The sequence below is a fragment of the Spirillospora sp. NPDC047279 genome, assembly GCF_040643285.1.
GTDB lineage: Bacteria > Actinomycetota > Actinomycetes > Streptosporangiales > Streptosporangiaceae > Spirillospora.
This window is the reverse complement of the sequence record NZ_JBEYUA010000007.1, coordinates 296,898-317,143: the sequence shown is the minus strand read 5'-3', so window position 1 is coordinate 317,143 and position 20,246 is coordinate 296,898. Positions and strand designations below refer to the sequence as shown.

Sequence of the window (20,246 nt, the reverse complement as noted above, 5' to 3'; positions counted from 1 at the left end):
GGCCTCAGGGGCAGGGGTGGTCGCAGGCGGTGTCCTGGTGTTGCGGCCCGTCGGCTTCGGCACCTGCGGCGGCGCGGGGCCTGTCGGAGGCGGAGGGGTGGCGGACGAGCAGGCGGCGCGGGCCGGGCCCCTCGTCGCCGAGCCGGTCGTAGGGGTTGGCCAGCGCGCACTTGCTGATCGACAGGCAGCCGCAGCCGATGCAGTCGGTGAGGCTGTCGCGCAGGCCCTGCAGCTGGGCGATGCGGTCGTCCAGCTCCTGGCGCCAGGTCTCCGACAGCCGCGCCCAGTCGTCGACGGTGGGGGTGCGCTCCTCGGGGAGCGTCTCCAGCGCCTCCTTGATCTGGCTCAGCGGGATCCCGACCCGCTGGGAGACCCGGATGAACGAGACCCGGCGCAGCGTGTCACGGGTGAAGCGGCGCTGGTTGCCCGCGGTCCGGCGGCTGCTGATCAGGCCCTTGCTCTCGTAGAAGTGCAGCGCTGACACCGCGACGCCGCTCCGGTCGGCCAGCTGGCCGACGGTCAGTTCGTGCACCCTGTGCTCCAGCCGCGTCATGGAGCGCATGATAGTCAGGCCGGGGACAGCGGGAACGCGGGCCCCGAGGCGTCGGCGGCCAGCAGCAGGCGGAGCTGGAGCATCGTGACCAGCCGTTCGTCGGCGTCGTCGAGGTCGATGCCGGCCAGCTCGGCCGCCCGGCGGACGCGGTAACGCAGCGTGTTCGGGTGGACGTGCAGCCGCTGCGCCGCCCGGCCCACGTCACCGAACGTGTCCAGGTAGAGCAGCAGCGAGCGGGCGAGCTCGGTGCCCTGCTCGGCGTCGTGGGCGACCAGCTCCTCCAGCGCCGGGTGCCGGATCTCCGGGCGGGCGGCGAGCAGGTCCAGCAGGTCGCGCAGGACGAGGGCCGAGCGCACCCCCGAGTGGGTCGCGACGGGCCGGTCCGGCTCCACCTCGATGATCTTGAGCGTGCGGTGCGCGCGCATCTTCGCGGCCGGGATCTCGTCCAGGTGCGGGGCCACCCCGCCGAGCGCGGCCTGGACGGCGGTGCCGGTGTGCCGGCGCAATGCCCCGGCCAGGTCCCCCGCCCAGCGGACGAGCGCGGGCTCGGCGGCGGGGTCGGCGAACCGCCCGGCGGTGTCGGGGAGCATCGCGTAGATCTGCCCGCAGGCCTGGGTGACCAGGGCGTTGCGGCGGTAGGCGGCGGCGTGCAGTGAGACGATCTCCGCGGCCTCGGCCCGGCGCACCTCGCCGCCGGGCTCGCCGGGCCGCTCGCGCAGGTCGACGGCCACGACGGCGACCGCCGAGTCCGGGTCGACGTCGAGGTGGGCGGCGACCGCCATGGCGTTGAACCGGCCGGTCAGCAGCCCGTGGGCGAGGTCCTCGCGGGAGGCGGCCCGGACCGCCGGGTCGTCGCCGTGGTAGTGGTCGATGAACCGCGGGACCGCCAGCCGGGCAGCGCCGCGCAGGGCCTCCTCGCAGCCGGCGGCGAGCGGCGCGCCGTCCTCGGCGACCCAGATGGCGCCCAGCGGGCGGCCGGCCGGCCCGACCCCGATGGCCAGGCCCCGGGGCAGGCCGGACTCGCCGCCCGGTCCGACGGGCAGCACGTCCTCTCCGGCCCGCAGGCGGCGCCGGACGCCGCGCGCCCGCCAGCCACCCGCCTCGTCCGCGCCTTCGGCGCCGCCGGCGCCGTCCGCGTCCCGGGGCACGTCGCCGGGGAAGGCGGCCACCACCCGGCCGGAGGCGTCCTCGATGACGGCCGTGCCGCCGGTGAGGGCGGACACCGTCCGGGCGAGCGCGAGCAGGCCGCCGCGGGGGTCGTCGCCGATCACGTGAGCAGCGTATTACCTGGTCAACACCGCTGCCAGACATTCAGCGACATAAGAGGACTTTCTCAGCGAATCTTTATGAGGGTCTCTTTGATCGAACGTGCCGACGTCCAGCGCAGCAGGTTGGCCGCCGAACCCGCCTTGTCGTTGGTCCCCGAGGCCCTCCCGCCGCCGAACGGCTGCTGGCCGACGACCGCCCCCGTCGGCTTGTCGTTGATGTAGAAGTTGCCGGCCGCGAACCGCAGCTCCCGGCAGGCGCGGGCGACGGCCGCCCGGTCGCGGGCGATGACCGAGCCGGTCAGCGCGTACGCGGAGGTCCGGTCGATCATGCTGAGGACCTCGCCGAACGCCCCGTCCTCGTACACGTGCACGGCCAGCAGCGGCCCAAAGTACTCGGTGGTGAACGCCTCGTGCCCGGGGTCGTCGCCGACCAGGACGGTCGGATGGACGAAGTAGCCCTCCCGGTCGTCGGTCCGGCCCCCGGCCAGGACGTCGACCTCCGGATCGGCCTTCAGGCGCCGGACGGCGGCGTCGAGCCGGTCGAAGGCGCGGCGGTCGATGACGGCGCCCATGAACGTGCCGGGGTCGCGGACGTCGCCGACCGTGAGCGCCGCCACCTCGGCGAGCAGCTCGTCCTTGATCACCTTCCAGAGCGACCTCGGCACGAAGGCGCGGGAGGCCGCCGAGCACTTCTGCCCCTGGTACTCGAACGCGCCGCGGACCAGCGCCGCCGTCAGCACGGCGGGATCGGCGGACGGGTGGGCCAGCACGAAGTCCTTGCCGCCGGTCTCGCCGACCAGCCGCGGGTAGGCGCGGTAGTCGCCGATCGCCTCGCCCACGTCCCGCCAGAGCCGCCGGAACGTCGCGGTGGAGCCGGTGAAGTGGATCCCGGCCAGGTCCGGGTGGGCCAGCGCCACCTCCGACACGGCCCGCCCGTCGCCCGTCAGCATGTTGACGACGCCGGGCGGGAGCCCGGCCTCCTCCAGCAGCCGCAGGGTGAAGTGGGCGGCCAGCTGCTGGGCCGGCGCGGGCTTCCAGAGCACCACGTTGCCCATGAGCGCCGCCGAGGTCGGCAGGTTGCCCCCGATGGCGGTGAAGTTGAACGGGGTGATCGCGTACACGAACCCTTCCAGCGGGCGGTGGTCGGTGCGGTTCCAGACCCCGGGCGAGGAGATCGGCTGCTCGGCGAGCAGGCCGCGCGCGAAGTGCACGTTGAAGCGCCAGAAGTCGGCCAGCTCGCAGGCGGCGTCGATCTCCGCCTGGTAGGCCGTCTTCGACTGGCCCAGCATGGTCGCCGCCACCAGCGTCTCCCGCCAGGGCCCGGTGAGCAGCTCGGCGGCCCGGAGGAAGACCGCCGCGCGGTCGTCGAAGTCCATCTCCCGCCACTCCGGCGCCGCCTGACCGGCCGCCGCGATCGCGCGCTCGGCGTCGTCGCGGGTGGCCGAGCGCAGCGTGCCGAGCACCGCGCCGTGGCGGTGCGGCTGGACGACGTCGTACGGCTCACCGCCGCCGGGCTCCTGGCGTCCGCCGATGGTCTGGGTGAGCTCCAGCCCGCCCCCGGCCAGCTCGTCCAGGGCGCGGTCCAGGCGGGCGCGCGCCGCACCGCCCGCCGCGTACTCCACCACCGGTTCGTTGACCGGAACCGGGACCTCCGTCACCGCCTGCATCATCGGCCTCCTCGTTCGGCTGCGCCGAACCTGGGAGCGGCCGGCTCCGCAGAACCTAGGACCGGCGCACGAGGGCCCGCAGTGGCCGGTCGGTCAACGTGCCCGGCCGAACTCTGTCGGTCCGGACAACGCGGCCGGTTGTGGGCGCCGACAACCCCCGCGCGAGGCCCCCGGCAGGGCCGGGCGGCGCCGTTGTCCGGTCGGACAACGAACGCCCGCACACATCGTCCTGACGGCCAAAGAAGTGTCCTGGCCTGCGGCTTAGTGTTCCTGACCAATCCGGACGACGGCGGTCTCGTCCTCTTGTGTTCCTCAAGGAGCAGCCATGCGTAAGCACCCATCGCGAAAGGCGCCGGCGTCCAGGCTCGGCGCGTCCCTGCTGGCCGGCGGCCTGGCCCTGGCCCTGCCCCTGGCCCTGGCCGGCTGCGGGTCGCGCGGCGAGGAGGGCGGGTCCGGCGACGCCACCACCCTCAAGATCGGCTTCGACGCCCCGCTGACCGGCCCGCTGTCGGCGGTGGGCCTGGGCATGCGCCACTCGGCCGAGCAGGCCGTCAAGGACGCCAACGCCAAGAAGATCGTCCCGGGCGTGACGTTCGAGCTGGTGTCCAAGGACGACCAGGGCACGCCCAGCATCGGGCAGCAGAACGCCGGCGCGTTCGTCGCCGACAAGGACCTGGTCGGCGTCGTCGGCGCGTACAACTCCAGCGTCTCGCAGTCGATGCAGCCCACGCTGGCCGCCGCGAACATCCTCCAGGTCTCCGGCGCCAACACCAACCCGACCCTGACCCGGGGCCCCAAGGACGAGGAGGCGCCCGCCCGGCAGTACAAGACGTACTTCCGGACCGTCACCACCGACGCCAACGAGGCCCCCGAGCTGTCGAAGTACCTGGTCGAGAAGCTCAAGGTCAAGGAGGTCGCCACGGTCAACGACGGCAAGGTCTACGGCCAGGGCGTGGTGACCAAGTTCGCCGCCGCCTTCACCAAGGCGGGCGGCAAGGTCGTCGTCAAGCAGCAGATCGGCGAGAAGGACACCGACTTCTCCGCGGTCGTCAGCAACATCAAGAACTCCGGCGCCAAGGCGGTCGTGTACGGCGGCGAGTACCCCCAGGCCGGCCCGCTGTCCAAGCAGCTCAAGGCCGCGGGTGCGAAGATCCCGCTGCTGGGCTGCGACGCGGTGTACGACGAGCAGTTCATCAAGCTGGCGGGCGCCGCGGCGGAGGGCGACGTCACCACGACCGCCGCCAAGCCGATCGGCGACACCCCCGCCCAGCAGCAGTTCATCGCCGCGTACAAGGCGGCGGGGCACGCCGAGCCCTACGGCATCTTCGGCCCCTACACCTACGACGCCACGATGACGATCATCAACTCGGTCAAGGCCACCGCCGACGGCAACGGCGGCACGGTCCCGGACGCCAAGGAGCTGCGGGCCAAGGTCACCGAGGCCGCGCAGAAGCTCACCTTCGAGGGGCTGACCGGCACGATCGCGTTCGACGAGTTCGGCGACAACAAGAACCACTCGGTCACGCTCAACATCGTCAAGGACGGCGAGTGGACCGTCATGTGACCCGCCCCTGACCGACGACCGAAAGCCGGGGAGGGATGCGAGTCCCCACGCGTCCCTCCCCTTCCTTCCCCTGACCGGAGGACCGGGTGAGTCTCAGCGAGCTCATGCAGCTCATGACAGGCGGCGTGGTGCTCGGCGCCATGTACGGGCTGATCGCCGTCGGCTACACGATGGTGTACGGCATCGTGCAGCTGATCAACTTCGCGCATGGCGAGATCTTCATGCTCGGCGGGTTCGGCGCGCTGTTCATGTACGCGTGGATCCCGCCGCTGCAGGACATGTCCCTGTGGCTGGCACTGCCGATCATGCTGGCCGGCGGGGTCGCGGTGTCGGTCGCCGCGGCCGTGGCGGCCGAGCGCTTCGCCTACCGGCCGCTGCGGAACGCGCCGCGGCTGGCGCCGCTCATCACCGCGATCGGCCTGGCGATCGTCCTGCAGCAGCTGGTCTTCCTGTACTGGCCGCTGCGCTCGGACGGGCAGACCTCGATCGGCGCCAAGCAGCCGCAGGTCTTCCCGCAGCTCCCGGGCGACGCGATCACCATCGGCTCGGTCACGCTGCAGTGGGCCGACCTGCTGACGCTGGCCCTCGCACTCACCGCGATGCTGGCGCTGGCCTACTTCGTGCGGCGCACCCGGACCGGCCGGGCCATGCAGGCGACCGCCCAGGACCCCGACACCGCCGGGCTGATGGGCATCGACACCAACCGGATCATCGTCGTCGCGTTCGCGATCGGCGGCGCCCTGGCGGCGGTCGCCGGGCTCGCCCACGGGCTGCGGTACGGCCAGCTCACGTTCGAGATGGGCTTCATCGCCGGGCTCAAGGCGTTCACCGCCGCGGTGCTCGGCGGGATCGGCAACGTCTACGGCGCCATGCTCGGCGGCATCGTGCTCGGCGTCGTGGAGTCGCTGGCCGCCGGCGGCCTGGGCTACATCGACGCGGTGCAGCAGTTCGGCGGCGGCGCGTGGAAGGACGTCTGGGCCTTCGTCATCCTCATCCTCGTGCTGCTGGTCCGGCCCCAGGGGCTCCTCGGCGAACGTACCGGCGACAGGGCGTGACGGCGATGACCTCAGCTCTCCACGCGTTCCCGCATGCGCTCCCCCGCGCCCTCGGCCGGGTCCTGCCGCCGCGCGCCGCGCTGGCACTGGTCCTGGCGGGCTCGGCGGCCTCGGTCGCCTCGACGTTCCTGCCCTGGACCTGGACGGCGAAGTTCCCCGGCGACCTCACCGTCGCCGGGTACCCCGGCGGCAACCAGGTGATCACCCTCACGCTCGGCCTGGTCACCCTGGTCTTCGGCGCGGCGGCGTGCGGCGTGCGCCCGCTGGCCCGGCTGGTCCCGCGCGGATCGGCGCAGGCGCTGCGCGGCCTCGCGTTCGCCCAGGCGGCGTCCACCTGGTACGTGCTGGCCGCGATCGCGGTCGAGCTGGGCGGCCTGGCCAACTGGGTCGCCGGCTCCTGGGTCGCGGCCGTCGCCACGCTGCTCCCGCTGGCCGGCGCGCTCGCGCTGCCCGACGACCGCCGCGAGGCGCCGCCCGGCGGGGGACTCCCCCGGCCGGCGGAGATCGCGATCCTGTTCGTGCTGATGCTCGGCGCGATGCTCGTGGTCGACTGGGGGCTCGCGACCGAGCACACCCAGCAGTTCGTCGGCTACGTGCTCGCGCTCGGGTTCGCCGCCTGGGGCGTCAACCGCAGCGGCCTGCTGGAGGAGATCTCCGGGGTGTCCGCCCGCAACCGGGTCGCCACCTCGCTGGCCGCGCTGGTCGCGGCGGTCGCGTTCGCCTTCGTCCAGGACGGCGACGCGTACCTGTCGCTGGCCGCCAACATCCTGATCTTCGGCGCGGTCGCGCTCGGCCTCAACATCGTGGTGGGCCTGTCCGGCCTGCTCGACCTCGGGTACGTGGCGTTCCTCGGCGTCGGCGCCTACGTCGCGGCGCTGGTCTCGGGATCGGTGTTCTCCCGGTACGCCGGAACGCCGCTGCCGTTCTGGGCCGCGGTGCTCATCGGCATCGCCGTCGCCGTCCTGGCCGGGGTCCTGATCGGCGCGCCGACGCTGCGGGTGCGCGGCGACTACCTGGCCATCGTCACCCTCGGGTTCGGCGAGATCTTCCGGATCCTGGTCAACAACCTGGACGGCACGTCCGGCCCGCGGGTCACCAACGGGCCCAACGGCGTGCCGGGCGTCCCCGACCTGTCCCTCTTCGGCTACGACTTCGGCGAGACCCACCAGGTGCTCGGCTTCACGCTCGGCCGGTTCGCCAACTACTACCTGCTGCTGGTCGGCGTCATCGCGGTCGTGGTGTTCGTCTTCTCCCGGGTGAACGACTCCCGCATCGGCCGGGCGTGGGTGGCCATCCGCGAGGACGAGACGGCCGCCGCCGCGATGGGCGTCAACGGGTTCCGGCTCAAGCTGCTGGCGTTCGCGCTCGGGGCCGCGCTGGCGGGGCTGGCCGGGACGGTGCAGGCGCACGTCACCACCACCGTCACCCCCGACCAGTACCAGTTCCTGGCCACCGCGCCGCCGAACTCGGCGTTCCTGCTGGCGGCCGTGGTGCTGGGCGGGATGGGCACGATCAGCGGCCCGCTGCTCGGCGGCGCCCTGCTCTACGTGATCCCGGAGAAGTTCGAGTTCTTCGACGACAAGCAGCTGCTGCTGTTCGGCCTCACCCTCATCCTCATGATGCGGCTGCGGCCGGAGGGCCTGGTGCCGAACCGGCGCCGGCGGCTGGAGTTCCACGAGGAGGAGATCGCCGAGGCCGAGGGCCACGACGTCGCCACCCGTACGGCACCGGCAGGAGTGAAGGCATGACCGCACCCGAGACAGTGCCGCCCGAGAACGCGCCGGCAGAGACGGTGCTGGACGCGCGCGGCGTCACGATGCGCTTCGGCGGCCTCACCGCCGTCAAGGGCGTCGACCTGACCGTCCGGGCGCACGAGATCGTCGGGCTGATCGGGCCCAACGGCGCCGGGAAGACGACGTTCTTCAACTGCCTGACCGGCCTGTACGAGCCGACCGCGGGCGAGGTCCGCTACCGGGGAACGCGGCTGCCGTCCCGGCCGCACGAGGTGACCAGGGCCGGCGTCGCGCGCACGTTCCAGAACATCCGGCTCTTCCCGAACATGACCGCGATGGAGAACGTCATGGTCGGCCGCCACTGCCGGCTGCGCGAGGGGCTGTTCTCGGCGATCGGCCGGGGCCCGCGCTACCGGCGGGCCGAGGCCGAGGCCAGGGACAAGGCGCGCGAGCTGCTGGAGTTCGCCGGGATCGCGCGGCACGGCGGCACGCTGGCGCGCCATCTCCCGTACGGCGACCAGCGGCGGCTCGAGATCGCCCGCGCGCTGGCCTCCGACCCCGGCCTGATCCTGCTCGACGAGCCCACCGCCGGCATGAACCCGCAGGAGACCCGGCAGACCCAGGAGCTGGTCTTCGCCATCCGCGACCGCGGGCTCGCGGTGGTCGTCATCGAGCATGACATGCGCTTCATCTTCGGCCTCTGCGACCGCGTGGCGGTCCTGACGCAGGGCGAGAAGCTCGTGGAGGGCCCACCCGCCCAGGTCCAGTCCGACGAACGCGTCGTCGCCGCCTACCTCGGCGAGCCCGGGGACCTGGAGGGACTCGGCGACCCGCGCGACCCCGGCGAGCCAGGGGCACCCGCCGATGGCAGCGGAGAGGAGTCCTGATGGCCCTGCTGGAGATCGACGACCTGCACGTGGCGTACGGGAAGGTCGAGGCCGTCAAGGGCGTCTCGTTCAGCGTCGAGGCCGGGCAGGTCGTGACGCTGATCGGGACGAACGGCGCGGGCAAGACCTCGACCATGCGGACGTTGTCGGGGCTGCTCAAGCCGGCCGCCGGGCAGGTGCTGTTCGACGGCGAGCGGATCGACGGCCGCCCCGCGCACGAGATCGTCGCGCTGGGGCTGGCCCACTCCCCCGAGGGCCGCCGCATCTTCCCGCGGATGACGATCGAGGAGAACCTGCTCCTCGGCGCGTACCTGCGCCGCGACGGCGACGGCATCGACAAGGACGTGGCGCGGGCGTACGACATGTTCCCGGTGCTCGGCGAGCGCCGGGGCCAGGCGGCCGGGACGTTGTCCGGCGGCGAGCAGCAGATGCTCGCGATGGGCCGCGCCCTGATGAGCCGCCCGCGCCTGCTGCTGCTGGACGAACCCTCCATGGGGCTCTCCCCGATCATGACCAGGCAGGTCATGACCACCGTGGCCGAGCTGCGCCGCGAGGGCATGACCATCCTGATCGTGGAGCAGAACGCGCTCGCCGCGCTGGCGCTCGCCGACCACGGGCACGTCATGGAGACCGGGCGGCTCGTGTTGTCCGGGCCGGCGTCGGAGCTGCTCCACGACGAGGAGGTCAGGAAGGCGTACCTCGGTGAGGACTGACGGGCCCGGGGCCCCCGGCGGCGAACCCGGCGACTCCCTCGGCGGCGAGGAGGCGGGCGAGGTCGGCCGGATGGCGTCCCTGATCCGCGCCTCCCGCGCGGGCGCGGCGGACGGCACGGCGGAGGCGGCGTCCGCCCCGCTCCGCGACGTGCTGAGCGCGCTCGGCCCGCTGGCCGACCTCGCCGAGGCCCCCGCCGGGCTGGACGTCCCGGTGCACGACATCGTCATCTCCGAGCCCGGCGACCCGCCGCACGCGCGGCACGGCGCCCTGGTGCTGGTCATCGGGGCGCGCGGGGACGCCGCCGCGGGCCTGGTGCGGGCCGCCGGGCGGGACGGCGCGGGCGCCATCGCCGTCAAGGCGTCCAGCACCGGCGGCGGCGACACAGGCACCGGTACCGGTACCGGCGTCAACGCGGGTGCGGGCGCCGACGAGCGGCTCCGGCAGGTCGCGGCCGAGGCCGGGATCGCCCTGCTGAAGGTCGCCACCGACGCGCGCTGGGAGCAGGTGGAGACGGTGGTCCAGGCCGTTCTGGGCCACGCCCTGGCGACGGCCGGGGCGGACCTGGGCGACTCGCACGGCGACCTGTTCTCGCTCGCCGAGACGATCGCCACGCTCACCGGCGGCATCGTGAGCATCGAGGACGCGGGCAACCACGTCGTGGCCTACTCGCGTTCCGACGACGAGGCCGACGAGCTGCGCCGCCTGACGATCCTCACCCGCGACTGCCCCGAGCAGTACCTGTCGGTGCTCCGCGAATGGGGCATCTACCAGCGGCTGCGCGGCGGCGAGGAGGTCGTCGACGTGGCCGAGCACCCCGCGCTGGGCATCCGGCGCCGCCTGGTCGCGGGCGTCAGCGCCGGCCGCCGCCTGCTCGGCACCATCTGGGTGCAGGAGGGCGCGCGGCCCCTCGACCCGCGGTCCGGCGAGGTGCTGCGCGGCGCCACCCGCCTCGCCGCGCTCCATCTCGTCCGCTACCGAGGCGAGGCGGCGCTGGCGGCGGGACTGCGCGAGGACCTGGCGGCGGCCCTGCTGGACGGGCGCATCCCGGCGGGCGCGGTCGCCGCGCACGTCGGCATCGCGCCCGGCACGGCGGTCACGGTCGTCTCGCTCGATCCCCGGACGGCCGGCGCCGCCGACGCCGAACGTTCCGACCGCGCGCTGCGCGACGCCCGCACCGTCGAGATCGTCTCGGTCTACGCGGCCGCCTACCGGCAGCAGGCGCTGGTCACCCAGCTGGCCGGGCGGATCTACCTGCTGCTGCCCGAGGGCGACGCGGGCGGCTCGCCGGGCTCCTCGGGCTCGTCGGGCTCGTCGGTGGTCCGCTGGGCGCAGGGCCTGGTGACGGCGTTGCGCACGAGCCTCGGCACCCCCGTCCAGGCGGGCGTGGCGGGACCGGTGCCGCGCCTGGAGGACGTCCCGGCCGCGCGCCGCGACGCCGACCGGGTCCTGCGGACGCTCGCCAGGCTCCCCGACCGGGCGGCCGCCGCCTTCGACGAGCTGCGGTCCTCGGTGGTGCTGGACGAGGTGCTGGCCCTGCTGGCCGCCAGCCCGCACGTCCGCGACCCGGCGCTCGACCTGCTCGTCGAGCACGACCGCCGGCACGACACCGAGCTCGCCCGGTCGCTGCGCGGCTACCTGGACGCGTTCGGCGACGTCGGCAAGGTCGCCGAGGAACTGCACGTGCACCCCAACACGCTGCGGCACCGGATCCGCCGGGCCGTCGCCCTGACCGGGATCGACCTGGACGACCCCGACCAGCTCCTGGTGGCGATGCTCCAGCTCCGGCTGGCCGAGGGCGGGGACGGCTGAGACGCCGGACGGGTCCGGAGGCCGCGGACGGTCAGCCCGCCCCGGTGTCAGCCCTGCCGTTCCGCGAGCCGTTCTGCGTGCGGCTCTGCGCGCCGTTCTGTGTGCCGTCCGGTGAGGTCTCCGCCCCGTCGCCCCGGCGGACCTCGATGCGGAGCTCGGACTCGCCGCCGGGCAGGTCGACGGTGACGGTGTCGCCCTCGTCGATCTCACCGCCCAGCAACATGCGTGACAGCCGGTTGTCCAGTTCGCGCTGGATGGTGCGGCGCAGCGGCCGGGCACCGAACTCGGGCCTGTACCCCTGTTCGGCGAGCCGGTCCTTGGCGGCGTCGGTGACCTCCAGCGTGACGTCCTGGGCGTGCAGGCGCCGCCGGGTACGTTCCAGCAGCAGGTCCACGATCTGCCGGAGCTGCGGCCTCTCCAGCCGGGTGAAGATGATCGTCTCGTCGATGCGGTTGAGCAGCTCGGGCCGCAGCGTGTGCAGCAGCAGGTCCATGACCTGATCGCGCAGCTCGGGCGAGTCGCCGCCGGAGTCCAGGATCATCTGGGCGCCGACGTTGCTGGTCATGATCACGATGGTGTTGCTGAAGTCGACCGTACGTCCCTGCCCGTCGGTGAGCCGCCCGTCGTCCAGCATCTGGAGCAGGATGTTCATGACGTCCGGGTGCGCCTTCTCGATCTCGTCGAGCAGCACCACGCCGTGCGGGCGGCGGCGGACCGCCTCGGTCAGCTGCCCCGCCTCCTCGTAGCCGACGTAGCCGGGCGGCGCGCCGATCAGGCGGCTGACGGTGTGCTTCTCCTGGAACTCGCTCATGTCGATGCGGACCATGTGGTCGGTGCCGCCGAACAGCACGTCGGCGAGCGCGCGGGCCAGTTCGGTCTTGCCGACGCCGGTGGGCCCGAGGAACAGGAAGCTGCCCTCCGGCCGATCGGGATCCGACAACCCGGCGCGGCCCCGCCGGACGGCCTCGGCGACCGCCACCACCGCCTCGTCCTGGCCGATCACCCGCTCGTGCAGGTGCTCCTCCAGGCGCATCAGCCGGTCGCGCTCCTCCTCGGTGAGCTGGGCGACCGGGATGCCGGTCCGCCGGGACACCACCTCGGCGATGTCCGCGGCGGTGACCTCGGGCACGTCGTCGCGGCCGTGCCGGGCGTCCTCCAGCTCGGGGCGGAGGCGTTCGATCTCCGCCCGCAGTTCCTTGGCCCGGTCGAAGTCCTCGCTGGCCACCGCCTGGTCCTTGTCGCGGCGCAGGGCCTCCAGGCGCTGCTCCATCTCGCGGGAGTCCTCCGTCGGCGACAACGACCGCAGCCGGACCCGCGCGGCGGCGTGGTCCATCAGGTCGATGGCCTTGTCGGGCAGGAACCGGTCGGAGATGTAGCGGTCGGACATCCACGCGGCGGCGTCCAGCGCGTCGTCGGTGATCCGCACCTGGTGGTGCGCCTCGTACTTGTCGCGCAGCCCGGACAGGATCGCGACGGTGTCCTCGACGCTCGGCTCGGGCACCAGCACCGGCTGGAAACGCCGCTCCAGCGCGGCGTCCTTCTCGATGTACTTGCGGTACTCGTCGATCGTCGTGGCCGAGACGACGTGCAGCTCGCCGCGGGCCAGCGCGGGCTTGAGGATGTTGGCGGCGTCCATGCCGCCCTCCGAGGAGCCCGCGCCGACGAGCGTGTGCACCTCGTCGATGAAGATCACCAGCTCGTCGGAGTGCTCGCGGATCTCGTCGATGACCTTCTTGATGCGCTCCTCGAACTCGCCCCGGTACTTGGACCCGGCGACCATGCCGGTCAGGTCGAGCGCGACGACCCGCTTGCCCTTGAGGCTCTCGGGCACGCCGCCGTTGACGATGCGCTGGGCGATGCCCTCGACGATGGCGGTCTTGCCGACGCCCGGATCGCCGATCAGGCACGGGTTGTTCTTGGTACGGCGCGACAACACCTCGATGGCCTGCTCGATCTCGTCCTCGCGGCCGACGACCGGGTCCAGCCCGCCCTGCCGCGCCTCCTCGGTGAGGTCGCGCCCGTACTCGTCCAGCGTCGGCGTCCGCCCCTGGCCGGGCGCGCGCACCGCGCCGGACTGGTCGGGCACGTCCAGCACCGCGTCCTGGATCTCGTTGGCCGTCACGCCCTGCGCCGCCAGCAGCCGGGACGCCCCCGAGTCGGGGTTGGCGGCCACGGCCAGGAGCAGGTGCTCGGGCCCGATGTAGCTGCTCTCCAGCGCCCGCGAGACCCGCTGGGCGTCCAGCAGCGCGCGCTTGGCCGCCGGGGTCAGCGTCGACGGCGGCTCGCCGGGCACCCCGTCGCCCGTCAGGTCGGAGATCCGGGCCAGCAGCCCGTCGGGGTCGGCGCCCGCCGACTTCAGCAGCCCGCGCGCCGGGTCGGTCTGCGCCGCAGAGCCGAGCAGGTCGATGACGTCGAGGTCGGCGGCGCCGCGCTGCGCGGCCCGTTCCAGCGCCTGGGCGACCAGCTCGCGGCCCGGTTCGCTCAGCAGCCGCCCGATGTCGACCCGCTGTACCCCGCCCGAACGCGGCGGCCACGACTCCGGTGCCCCGAACATCCTCCCGGTCAGGTGCTCGAAGCCCCGGAACGGGTCGTTGAACATGGAGCCGAAAGGCGTGCTGGCCACGGTCTGTCCCCCTGAGATGGACGGCTTGGGTTTGCGGGTACGTGGTTACGAGTGCGCGGCCGAGGCGCCGCCGGCGGTCATCCCGCCGCGCTTCTCCGCCTCGTGCCCGAGCTTGCGGAGGCGGAAGGCGGCGCCGACCATGAACGCGCCGAACAGGATCGAGAAGAACCCGATCATCCACACCACCGCGAGCGCGCCCGAGACCGGCCAGACGAACAGCAGCACGCCGAAGAGCACCGAGATCGCGCCGGTCACGATGTACAGCCACTCGTTGTCGATCTTCTTGCGCAGGCTGAACGCGGTGAAGATCTCGAAGACGCCGGTGACGACGGCCCAGGCGGCGATCAGCATCAGCAGCGCGAAGCCGGTGATGCCCGGCCAGGCCAGCGCGACGATGCCGAGGACGATGCCGGCCACCCCGGTCACCGCCAGCCAGCCGCGCGACCGGCCGGTGGCCTCGGCGGCGTTCTTGCCGAACGCGCCGATCAGCGCGAAGACCCCGTCCACCAGCGCGTAGGCGCCGAACAGGATGACCAGCGCCCAGACCGTGATGCCCGGCCAGATCCAGGCGACCACTCCGAACAGGATGGCGAACGCGCCGCGCAGGGCGAGCACCCACCAGTTGCGAGCCATGAGGTCGAACATCGCTGCCTCCCGCGGGATCGACGGTCCCCGTCCCTTGACCGCCCCGCCTACTCGGGGCCGTATCCCACTGGTAGCCCCTCGGCGCCGCCGCGAACACCAAGGTCATCCCCGGATTGGGCAAAGTCGGCGATCCTCGCGTTCCCGACGTTCAGGTACGGATCCGGAGGGGCAGATCGGAAGGGGGACGCGAGCGGGGATCCGGGTCCAGAGACACCTGGACTTTCGGGGGAACGGATGAGTTCTGTCGGGGTGCCCGCGAAGCGGGCGAAGCCGGCCGTCAAGACGCCGGCGGCGGTGGCGTTCATCTCGTGGGTGACGCTCGCGCTGATGACGACCAGCTCGGTGGCGAGCCTGCGGCCGGCGCCGACCATGGCCGTCTACGGGCTGGCGGCGGTCTTCCTGTACATCGTGCCCGCGCTGCTGTTCCTGCTGCCGACGGCACTTGTCTCGGCGGAGCTGGCGTCCGGCTGGGAGGGCGGCGTCTACCGCTGGGTCAGCGAGGCGATGTCCCCCAAGCTGGGGTTCCTCGCCGTCTGGTGCCAGTTCGCGATGACCATCACCTACTACCCGAGCCTGCTCGCCTACGTGGCCGGCACCTTCGCGTACGTGATCGATCCGCGGCTGGCCAGCAACGGCGTCTACACCGCACTGGTGATCATCACGATCTACTGGGCCGGGGTGTGGGTCTCCTCGCGCGGCACCAAGACCGTCGCCGGGCTCTCCAGCGCCACCCTGGTCATCGGCACCCTCGTGCCGGGCGCGGTGCTGGTGATCCTGGGCATGGTCTTCCTCGGCCAGGGCAACGCCTCGGCCGCGCCGATGGACGCCGGCAGCATGCTGCCCGCCTGGACCGGCATCGCCAGCCTGGTCCTCATCGTCAACAACTTCCTGAGCTACGCCGGCATGGAGATGAACGCCGTCCACGTGTCGTCGCTGCGCAAGCCCGGCAAGGAGTTCCCGCGCGCGATGTTCTTCGCGGTGGGCCTGGTCCTGCTGATCTTCATCCTGCCCGCGCTGGCGATCAGCTGGGTGGTGCCCAGCAAGGACCTGAGCCTGACCGCCGGCGTGATGCAGGCCTTCGACGGCTTCTTCAACCACTTCGGGGTGAGCTGGCTGACCCCGGTCTTCGGCATCATGCTGATCGCGGCCTCGCTCGGCGGCATGCTCACCTGGCTGGCCGGGCCGTCCAAGGGCCTGCTGATGATCTCGCGGCAGGAGGGCTACCTGCCGCCGGTGCTGCAGAAGCTCAACAAGGACGGCGTCCAGCAGAACATCCTGGTCGCGCAGGGCGTGCTGACCACGCTGATCGCGCTGCTGTACGCGTTCATCCCGAACGTGTCCAGCGCCTACTGGATCCTGTCGGTCATCACCACGCAGGTCTACCTGATCATGTACGTGCTGATGTTCGTGGCCGCCATCCGGCTCCGCCGCCGGCAGCCCGACCACCCGCGCGGCTACCGGGCGCCCCTGCTGATCGGGGTGGCCACGGTCGGCCTGCTGGCCTCGATCGCCGCGTTCGCCATCGGATTCGTCCCGCCGTCGCAGTTCGGCAACGGCAGCCCGGTCGTCTACGTCCTGATCGTCGGCCTCGGCATGGGCCTGGTCGGCCTGTTCGTCCCGTACCTCTTCCTGAGGATGCGCAAGCCCGGCTGGCGGACCGCCGATCCCGAGACCCCGGTCGCCTAGGAGGGAGGCCCCGATGTCCGAACACGCGCAAGACCCGCACCCGGGAGCGCCGCTGTTCCTGCGCCGCGCCATCTACATCGGCTCGGCCCTGATCCTCGTCCTGATCGCGCTGTGGGCGATCTTCGCCTTCACCGCGACCGCGGACAACGAGCGCGCCCTGCGCAAGGCCGGGCAGCTCAGCGCGCAGCTCAAGGCCGCCGGCCTGCCCGTGCCGTCCACCGACGCGATCGTCGACACGTTCGGCGACGACGGCGGCATGGTCTGCGCCGAGCCGGACGCCGCGCTCAGCCAGGCCCGCTACAACATGGGCCTGTCCAACGGAGCGGCCCACGTCGGCTCCCGGCCCGTGCTCGCCGACAAGGACGTGGCCCAGGCCGAGACGCTCGTCATCGCCACGTACTGCCCGTCGGAGCTGGCCGAGTTCACCGGCCATCTGAAGCAGCTGAAGTTCGAGGACACCGCCAAATGAGCCACGACCTGAAGGACTCCATCCACGCGATGATGCCGAAGGCCCACGACGAGCTGGCCGAGCTCGTCGCGATGCGTTCGGTGGCCGACGCCCGGCAGTTCCCGCCGGAGGAGTGCCACAGGACCGCCGAATGGGTCGCCTCGGCCTTCTCCGACGTGGGGTTCTCCGACGTCGGCCTGCACGAGACGCCCGACGGCAGCAAGGCGGTCGTCGGGTCGCGGCCCGGCCCCGAGGGCGCGCCGACGGTGCTGCTGTACTGCCACTACGACGTGCAGCCGCCGCTGGACGAGAACGCCTGGCGGACGCCCCCGTGGAAGCTCACCGAGAAGGACGGCCGCTGGTACGGGCGCGGCGCGGCCGACTGCAAGGGCAACATCATGATGCACCTGCTCGCGCTGCGCGCCCTGGGCGACGACGTCCCGGTCGGGCTCAAGCTGGTCTCGGAGGGCTCGGAGGAGCAGGGCACCGGCGGGCTCGAGGCGTTCGTGCCCGGGAACGCCGACCTGCTGCGCGCCGACACGATCCTGGTGTGCGACACCGGCAACGTCGCCGCCGGCGTGCCGACGCTCACGACCTCGCTGCGCGGCAACGTGAACGTGGTCGTCACGGTCGCCACGCTGGAGGGCGAGATGCACTCGGGCATGTTCGGCGGCGCCGCGCCGGACGCGCTGGCCTGCCTGGTGCGGATCCTGGGCACGCTGCGGGACGAGCGCGGCAACACCACGATCCGCGGCCTGCCCGCCGGCCAGACCTGGGACGGGGCGGACTATCCGGAGGAGCAGTTCCGCGCCGACGTCCACGTCCTGGACGGAGTCGACCTGGCCGGTGACGGGAGCGTGGCCGACATGGTGTGGGCCCGGCCCGCGCTGACGGTCCTGGGCATCGACTGCCCGCCGGTCGTCGGTTCGGCCGCCGCCATCCAGCCGAGCGTGCGGGCCCGGCTCAACCTGCGCATCCCGCCGGGGATCACGCCCGGCTCGGCGCTGGAGGCGCTGACCGCCCACATCGAGGGCGCCGCGCCGCTGCACGCGCGGGTGAAGGTGGAGACCGAGCAGGCCGGCGCCCCGTTCAAGGCCCGCATGGACGGGCCGGGGGTCGCCGCCATGCAGACCGCCATGAAGGAGGCGTACGGCCGCGGGTCCACCACCGAGGGCCAGGGCGGGTCGATCCCGCTGTGCAACGTCTTCCAGGAGACCTTCCCGGACGCGGAGATCATGCTCATGGGGGTGGAGGAGCCGCGGTGCCTCATCCACGCGCCCAACGAGAGCGTGGACCCGGCCGAGATCGAGCACATGGCGCTCGCCGAGGCCCTCTTCCTGCGGTCCTACGCCGCCGGTTAGCCGAGCCTGTCACCTCGCCCCATACCCGAAGGGCCGCGCCGGACGGCGCGGCCCTTCGGCTCCTCGGACTCCTGCGAACTAGCCGAGGCGGTTCACCAGGGAGTTGTACTCGTCCCACAGCTCCTTGGGCAGGTGGTCGCCGAAGGTCTTGAAGAAGTCGGGGACCAGGGCGGCCTCCTCCTTCCAGACCTCGGTGTCGACCGACAGCAGCGCGTCGAGGTCGGCGTCGCCGATCTCCAGTCCTTCGGTGTCGAGGGCCTCCCTGGTCGGGAGGTGCCCGATCGCGGTCTTGACCGCGTCGGCCTGGCCGTTGAGGCGCTCGACGATCCACTTGAGGACACGGCTGTTCTCACCGAAGCCCGGCCAGATGAACCGGCCGTCCGCGTCCTTGCGGAACCAGTTGACGTAGTAGATGCGGGGCAGCTTCTCCGCGTCCGCCGACTGGCCGATCTTGACCCAGTGGCCGAAGTAGTCGCCCATGTTGTAGCCGCAGAACGGCAGCATGGCGAACGGGTCGCGGCGCAGGTCGCCGACCTTGCCCTCGGCCGCGGCGGTCTTCTCCGACGCCACGTTGGCGCCGAGGAAGACGCCCTGCTGCCAGTCGAACGACTCGGTGACCAGCGGCACCGCGGTGGCGCGGCGGCCGCCGAACAGGATCGCCGAGATCGGCACGCCCCGGGGGTCCTCCCACTCCGGCGCGATGATCGGGCACTGCCCGGCCGGGGTGGTGAACCGGGCGTTCGGGTGGGCGGCCGGGGTCTCGGACTCCGGCGTCCAGTCATTACCCTTCCAGTCGGTCAGGTGCGCCGGCGCCTCTTCGGTGAGGCCCTCCCACCACACGTCGCCGTCGTCGGTGAGGGCGACGTTGGTGAAGATGCTGTTGCCCCAGAGGGTCTTCACGGCGTTGGCGTTGGTGGCGTCGCCGGTGCCGGGCGCGACGCCGAAGAAGCCGGCCTCGGGGTTGATCGCGTAGAGGCGGCCGTCCGCGCCGAAGCGCATCCAGGCGATGTCGTCGCCGATGGTCTCGACCTTCCACCCCGGAATGGTCGGCTCCAGCATGGCGAGGTTGGTCTTGCCGCAGGCCGACGGGAAGGCGGCCGCGACGTAGCGGGCCTCGCCGGCCGGCGGCGTGAGCTTGAGGACGAGCATGTGCTCGGCCATCCAGCCCTCGTCGCGCGCCATCGTCGAGGCGATCCGCAGCGCGTAGCACTTCTTGCCCAGCAGCGCGTTGCCGCCGTAGCCGGACCCGTAGGACCAGATCTCCCGGGTCTCGGGGAAGTGCGAGATGTACTTCTCGGAGTTGCAGGGCCACGGCACGTCGGCCTGGCCGGGCTCGAGCGGGGCGCCGACCGTGTGCACGGCCTTCACGAACTGCCCGCGCTCCTCGATGAGGCGCAGGGCGCCGTCGCCCATGCGGGTCATGATCTTCATCGACACCGCGACGTACGGCGAGTCGGTGATCTCGACGCCGAGCTGGGAGATCTCACCGCCCAGCGGGCCCATGCAGAACGGCACCACGTACATGGTGCGGCCCTTCATGGCGCCCTTGAAGAGGCCGCCGAAGGTGGCGCGCATCTCGGCCGGGGCGATCCAGTTGTTGGTGGGACCGGCGTCCGCTTCCCTTTCGGAGCAGATGAACGTGCGGCTTTCGACCCGCGCGACATCCTTGGGGTCCGAGGCGGCGTAGAAGCTGTTGGGACGCTTTTCGGGATTGAGGCGTTGGAAAGTGCCCTGATCCACGAGAAGGTCGGTAAGGCGCTTCCACTCCTCTTCCGAGCCGTCGCACCACTCGACGCGGTCAGGCTGGGTCAGCTCGGCGATCTCCCGCACCCAGTCAATCAGTTCGGTGTGACTGGTCGGGGCCTGGTCGAGGCCGGGTACGACCTGGTTGGACACGGGCAACTCCTTCAGCTGTTCGCAGGATCTTTGCATCATGAACAAGGACCCGCGTTTTTGCCATTTGGTCTGGACCACTGAGCGCCGCTATTGGGCCTTCTGGCGTTCTTTTGTGAGACAAATCACCCGCTCTCCGGGCCGCTTAGGCTTCCGGGCGCCCGACCTCGACATACAGCGCGCCGGGCTGGGTAGATACGTTCCATTGCGGTCTTGACAACCGCCCGGCCGACGCTGCCATCGCGCGCGGCCCCCCGCTCCCCGTCCCAGCCCAGGGCTCCTGGCGCCGTGCGCCCCGCCCGTTCCGCCGGTGTCCGACCGCGCCGTACGCGACCGCCAG

General features: G+C 72.3%; 15 protein-coding genes. 9 read left to right on the top strand and 6 right to left on the bottom strand.

Features of this window, described 5'->3' with window-relative positions; all coding sequences use genetic code 11:
* Positions 1 to 4: 4 nt before the first annotated feature.
* The 3 genes from soxR to pruA all read right to left on the bottom strand — a co-directional run bounded on the left by soxR (position 5) and on the right by pruA (position 3,488).
* Entirely contained in the window at positions 5 to 562 is a 558-nt protein-coding gene (gene soxR / locus ABZ810_RS20205) for a redox-sensitive transcriptional activator SoxR (protein WP_358405019.1), read from the bottom strand.
* A gap of 5 nt (positions 563 to 567) precedes the next feature.
* A complete protein-coding gene (locus ABZ810_RS20200; RefSeq protein ID WP_358405017.1) occupies positions 568 to 1,824 on the bottom strand; it encodes a helix-turn-helix domain-containing protein in 1,257 nt (418 codons plus the stop codon).
* A 62-nt stretch (positions 1,825 to 1,886) separates the two neighbouring features.
* The gene (gene pruA / locus ABZ810_RS20195) at positions 1,887 to 3,488 is read right to left on the bottom strand and encodes an L-glutamate gamma-semialdehyde dehydrogenase (RefSeq protein WP_358405016.1); all 1,602 of its coding nucleotides are present in this window, start codon (positions 3,486 to 3,488) and stop codon (positions 1,887 to 1,889) included.
* Positions 3,489 to 3,813: 325 nt separating this feature from the next.
* On the opposite strand from pruA, the gene ABZ810_RS20190 reads away from it, so the two are divergent.
* From ABZ810_RS20190 to ABZ810_RS20165, 6 genes are all read left to right on the top strand, one after another.
* Complete coding sequence (locus ABZ810_RS20190) at positions 3,814 to 5,052, top strand: branched-chain amino acid ABC transporter substrate-binding protein (RefSeq protein ID WP_358405015.1); 1,239 nt, start codon at positions 3,814 to 3,816, stop codon at positions 5,050 to 5,052.
* Between the two features lie 86 nt (positions 5,053 to 5,138).
* On the top strand, positions 5,139 to 6,107 hold the full coding sequence (locus ABZ810_RS20185; RefSeq protein ID WP_358405014.1) for a branched-chain amino acid ABC transporter permease: 969 nt from the start codon (positions 5,139 to 5,141) through the stop codon (positions 6,105 to 6,107).
* 5 nt (positions 6,108 to 6,112) lie between these two features.
* The gene (locus ABZ810_RS20180; protein WP_358405011.1) at positions 6,113 to 7,855 is read left to right on the top strand and encodes a hypothetical protein; all 1,743 of its coding nucleotides are present in this window, start codon (positions 6,113 to 6,115) and stop codon (positions 7,853 to 7,855) included.
* Positions 7,852 to 8,727 (top strand): ABC transporter ATP-binding protein, encoded by an 876-nt coding sequence (locus ABZ810_RS20175; protein WP_358405009.1) that lies wholly within the window; start codon positions 7,852 to 7,854, stop codon positions 8,725 to 8,727. Before ABZ810_RS20180 ends, ABZ810_RS20175 begins: the two co-directional genes overlap by 4 nt.
* Positions 8,724 to 9,440 (top strand): ABC transporter ATP-binding protein, encoded by a 717-nt coding sequence (locus ABZ810_RS20170; protein WP_358405523.1) that lies wholly within the window; start codon positions 8,724 to 8,726, stop codon positions 9,438 to 9,440. Before ABZ810_RS20175 ends, ABZ810_RS20170 begins: the two co-directional genes overlap by 4 nt.
* Positions 9,430 to 11,250, top strand: a complete 1,821-nt coding sequence (locus tag ABZ810_RS20165; protein ID WP_358405006.1) for a helix-turn-helix domain-containing protein — start codon at positions 9,430 to 9,432, stop codon at positions 11,248 to 11,250. The genes ABZ810_RS20170 and ABZ810_RS20165 overlap by 11 nt, the downstream gene beginning before the upstream one ends.
* A gap of 31 nt (positions 11,251 to 11,281) precedes the next feature.
* Here the strand turns inward: ABZ810_RS20165 and ABZ810_RS20160 are convergent, their stop codons facing one another.
* Together ABZ810_RS20160 and ABZ810_RS20155 are read right to left on the bottom strand one after the other, a co-directional pair.
* Positions 11,282 to 13,873, bottom strand: a complete 2,592-nt coding sequence (locus ABZ810_RS20160) for an ATP-dependent Clp protease ATP-binding subunit (protein ID WP_358405005.1) — start codon at positions 13,871 to 13,873, stop codon at positions 11,282 to 11,284.
* A 45-nt stretch (positions 13,874 to 13,918) separates the two neighbouring features.
* Complete coding sequence (locus ABZ810_RS20155) at positions 13,919 to 14,518, bottom strand: HdeD family acid-resistance protein (RefSeq protein WP_358405003.1); 600 nt, start codon at positions 14,516 to 14,518, stop codon at positions 13,919 to 13,921.
* 234 nt (positions 14,519 to 14,752) lie between these two features.
* Here ABZ810_RS20155 and ABZ810_RS20150 point away from each other — a divergent pair, with 234 nt between their 5' ends.
* From ABZ810_RS20150 to ABZ810_RS20140, 3 genes are read left to right on the top strand one after another with little or no spacing between them, the layout of a single operon-like run.
* On the top strand, positions 14,753 to 16,204 hold the full coding sequence (locus ABZ810_RS20150) for an APC family permease (protein WP_358405000.1): 1,452 nt from the start codon (positions 14,753 to 14,755) through the stop codon (positions 16,202 to 16,204).
* Positions 16,205 to 16,217: 13 nt separating this feature from the next.
* The gene (locus ABZ810_RS20145; RefSeq protein ID WP_358404998.1) at positions 16,218 to 16,673 is read left to right on the top strand and encodes a hypothetical protein; all 456 of its coding nucleotides are present in this window, start codon (positions 16,218 to 16,220) and stop codon (positions 16,671 to 16,673) included.
* Positions 16,670 to 18,013, top strand: a complete 1,344-nt coding sequence (locus ABZ810_RS20140) for a dipeptidase (protein WP_358404996.1) — start codon at positions 16,670 to 16,672, stop codon at positions 18,011 to 18,013. The genes ABZ810_RS20145 and ABZ810_RS20140 overlap by 4 nt, the downstream gene beginning before the upstream one ends.
* A gap of 78 nt (positions 18,014 to 18,091) precedes the next feature.
* Here the strand turns inward: ABZ810_RS20140 and ABZ810_RS20135 are convergent, their stop codons facing one another.
* Positions 18,092 to 19,909 carry a phosphoenolpyruvate carboxykinase (GTP) gene (locus ABZ810_RS20135; RefSeq protein WP_358404994.1) on the bottom strand — a complete coding sequence of 606 codons (1,818 nt, stop codon included), beginning with the start codon at positions 19,907 to 19,909 and terminating at the stop codon, positions 18,092 to 18,094.
* Between the last annotated feature and the right edge of the window lie 337 nt (positions 19,910 to 20,246).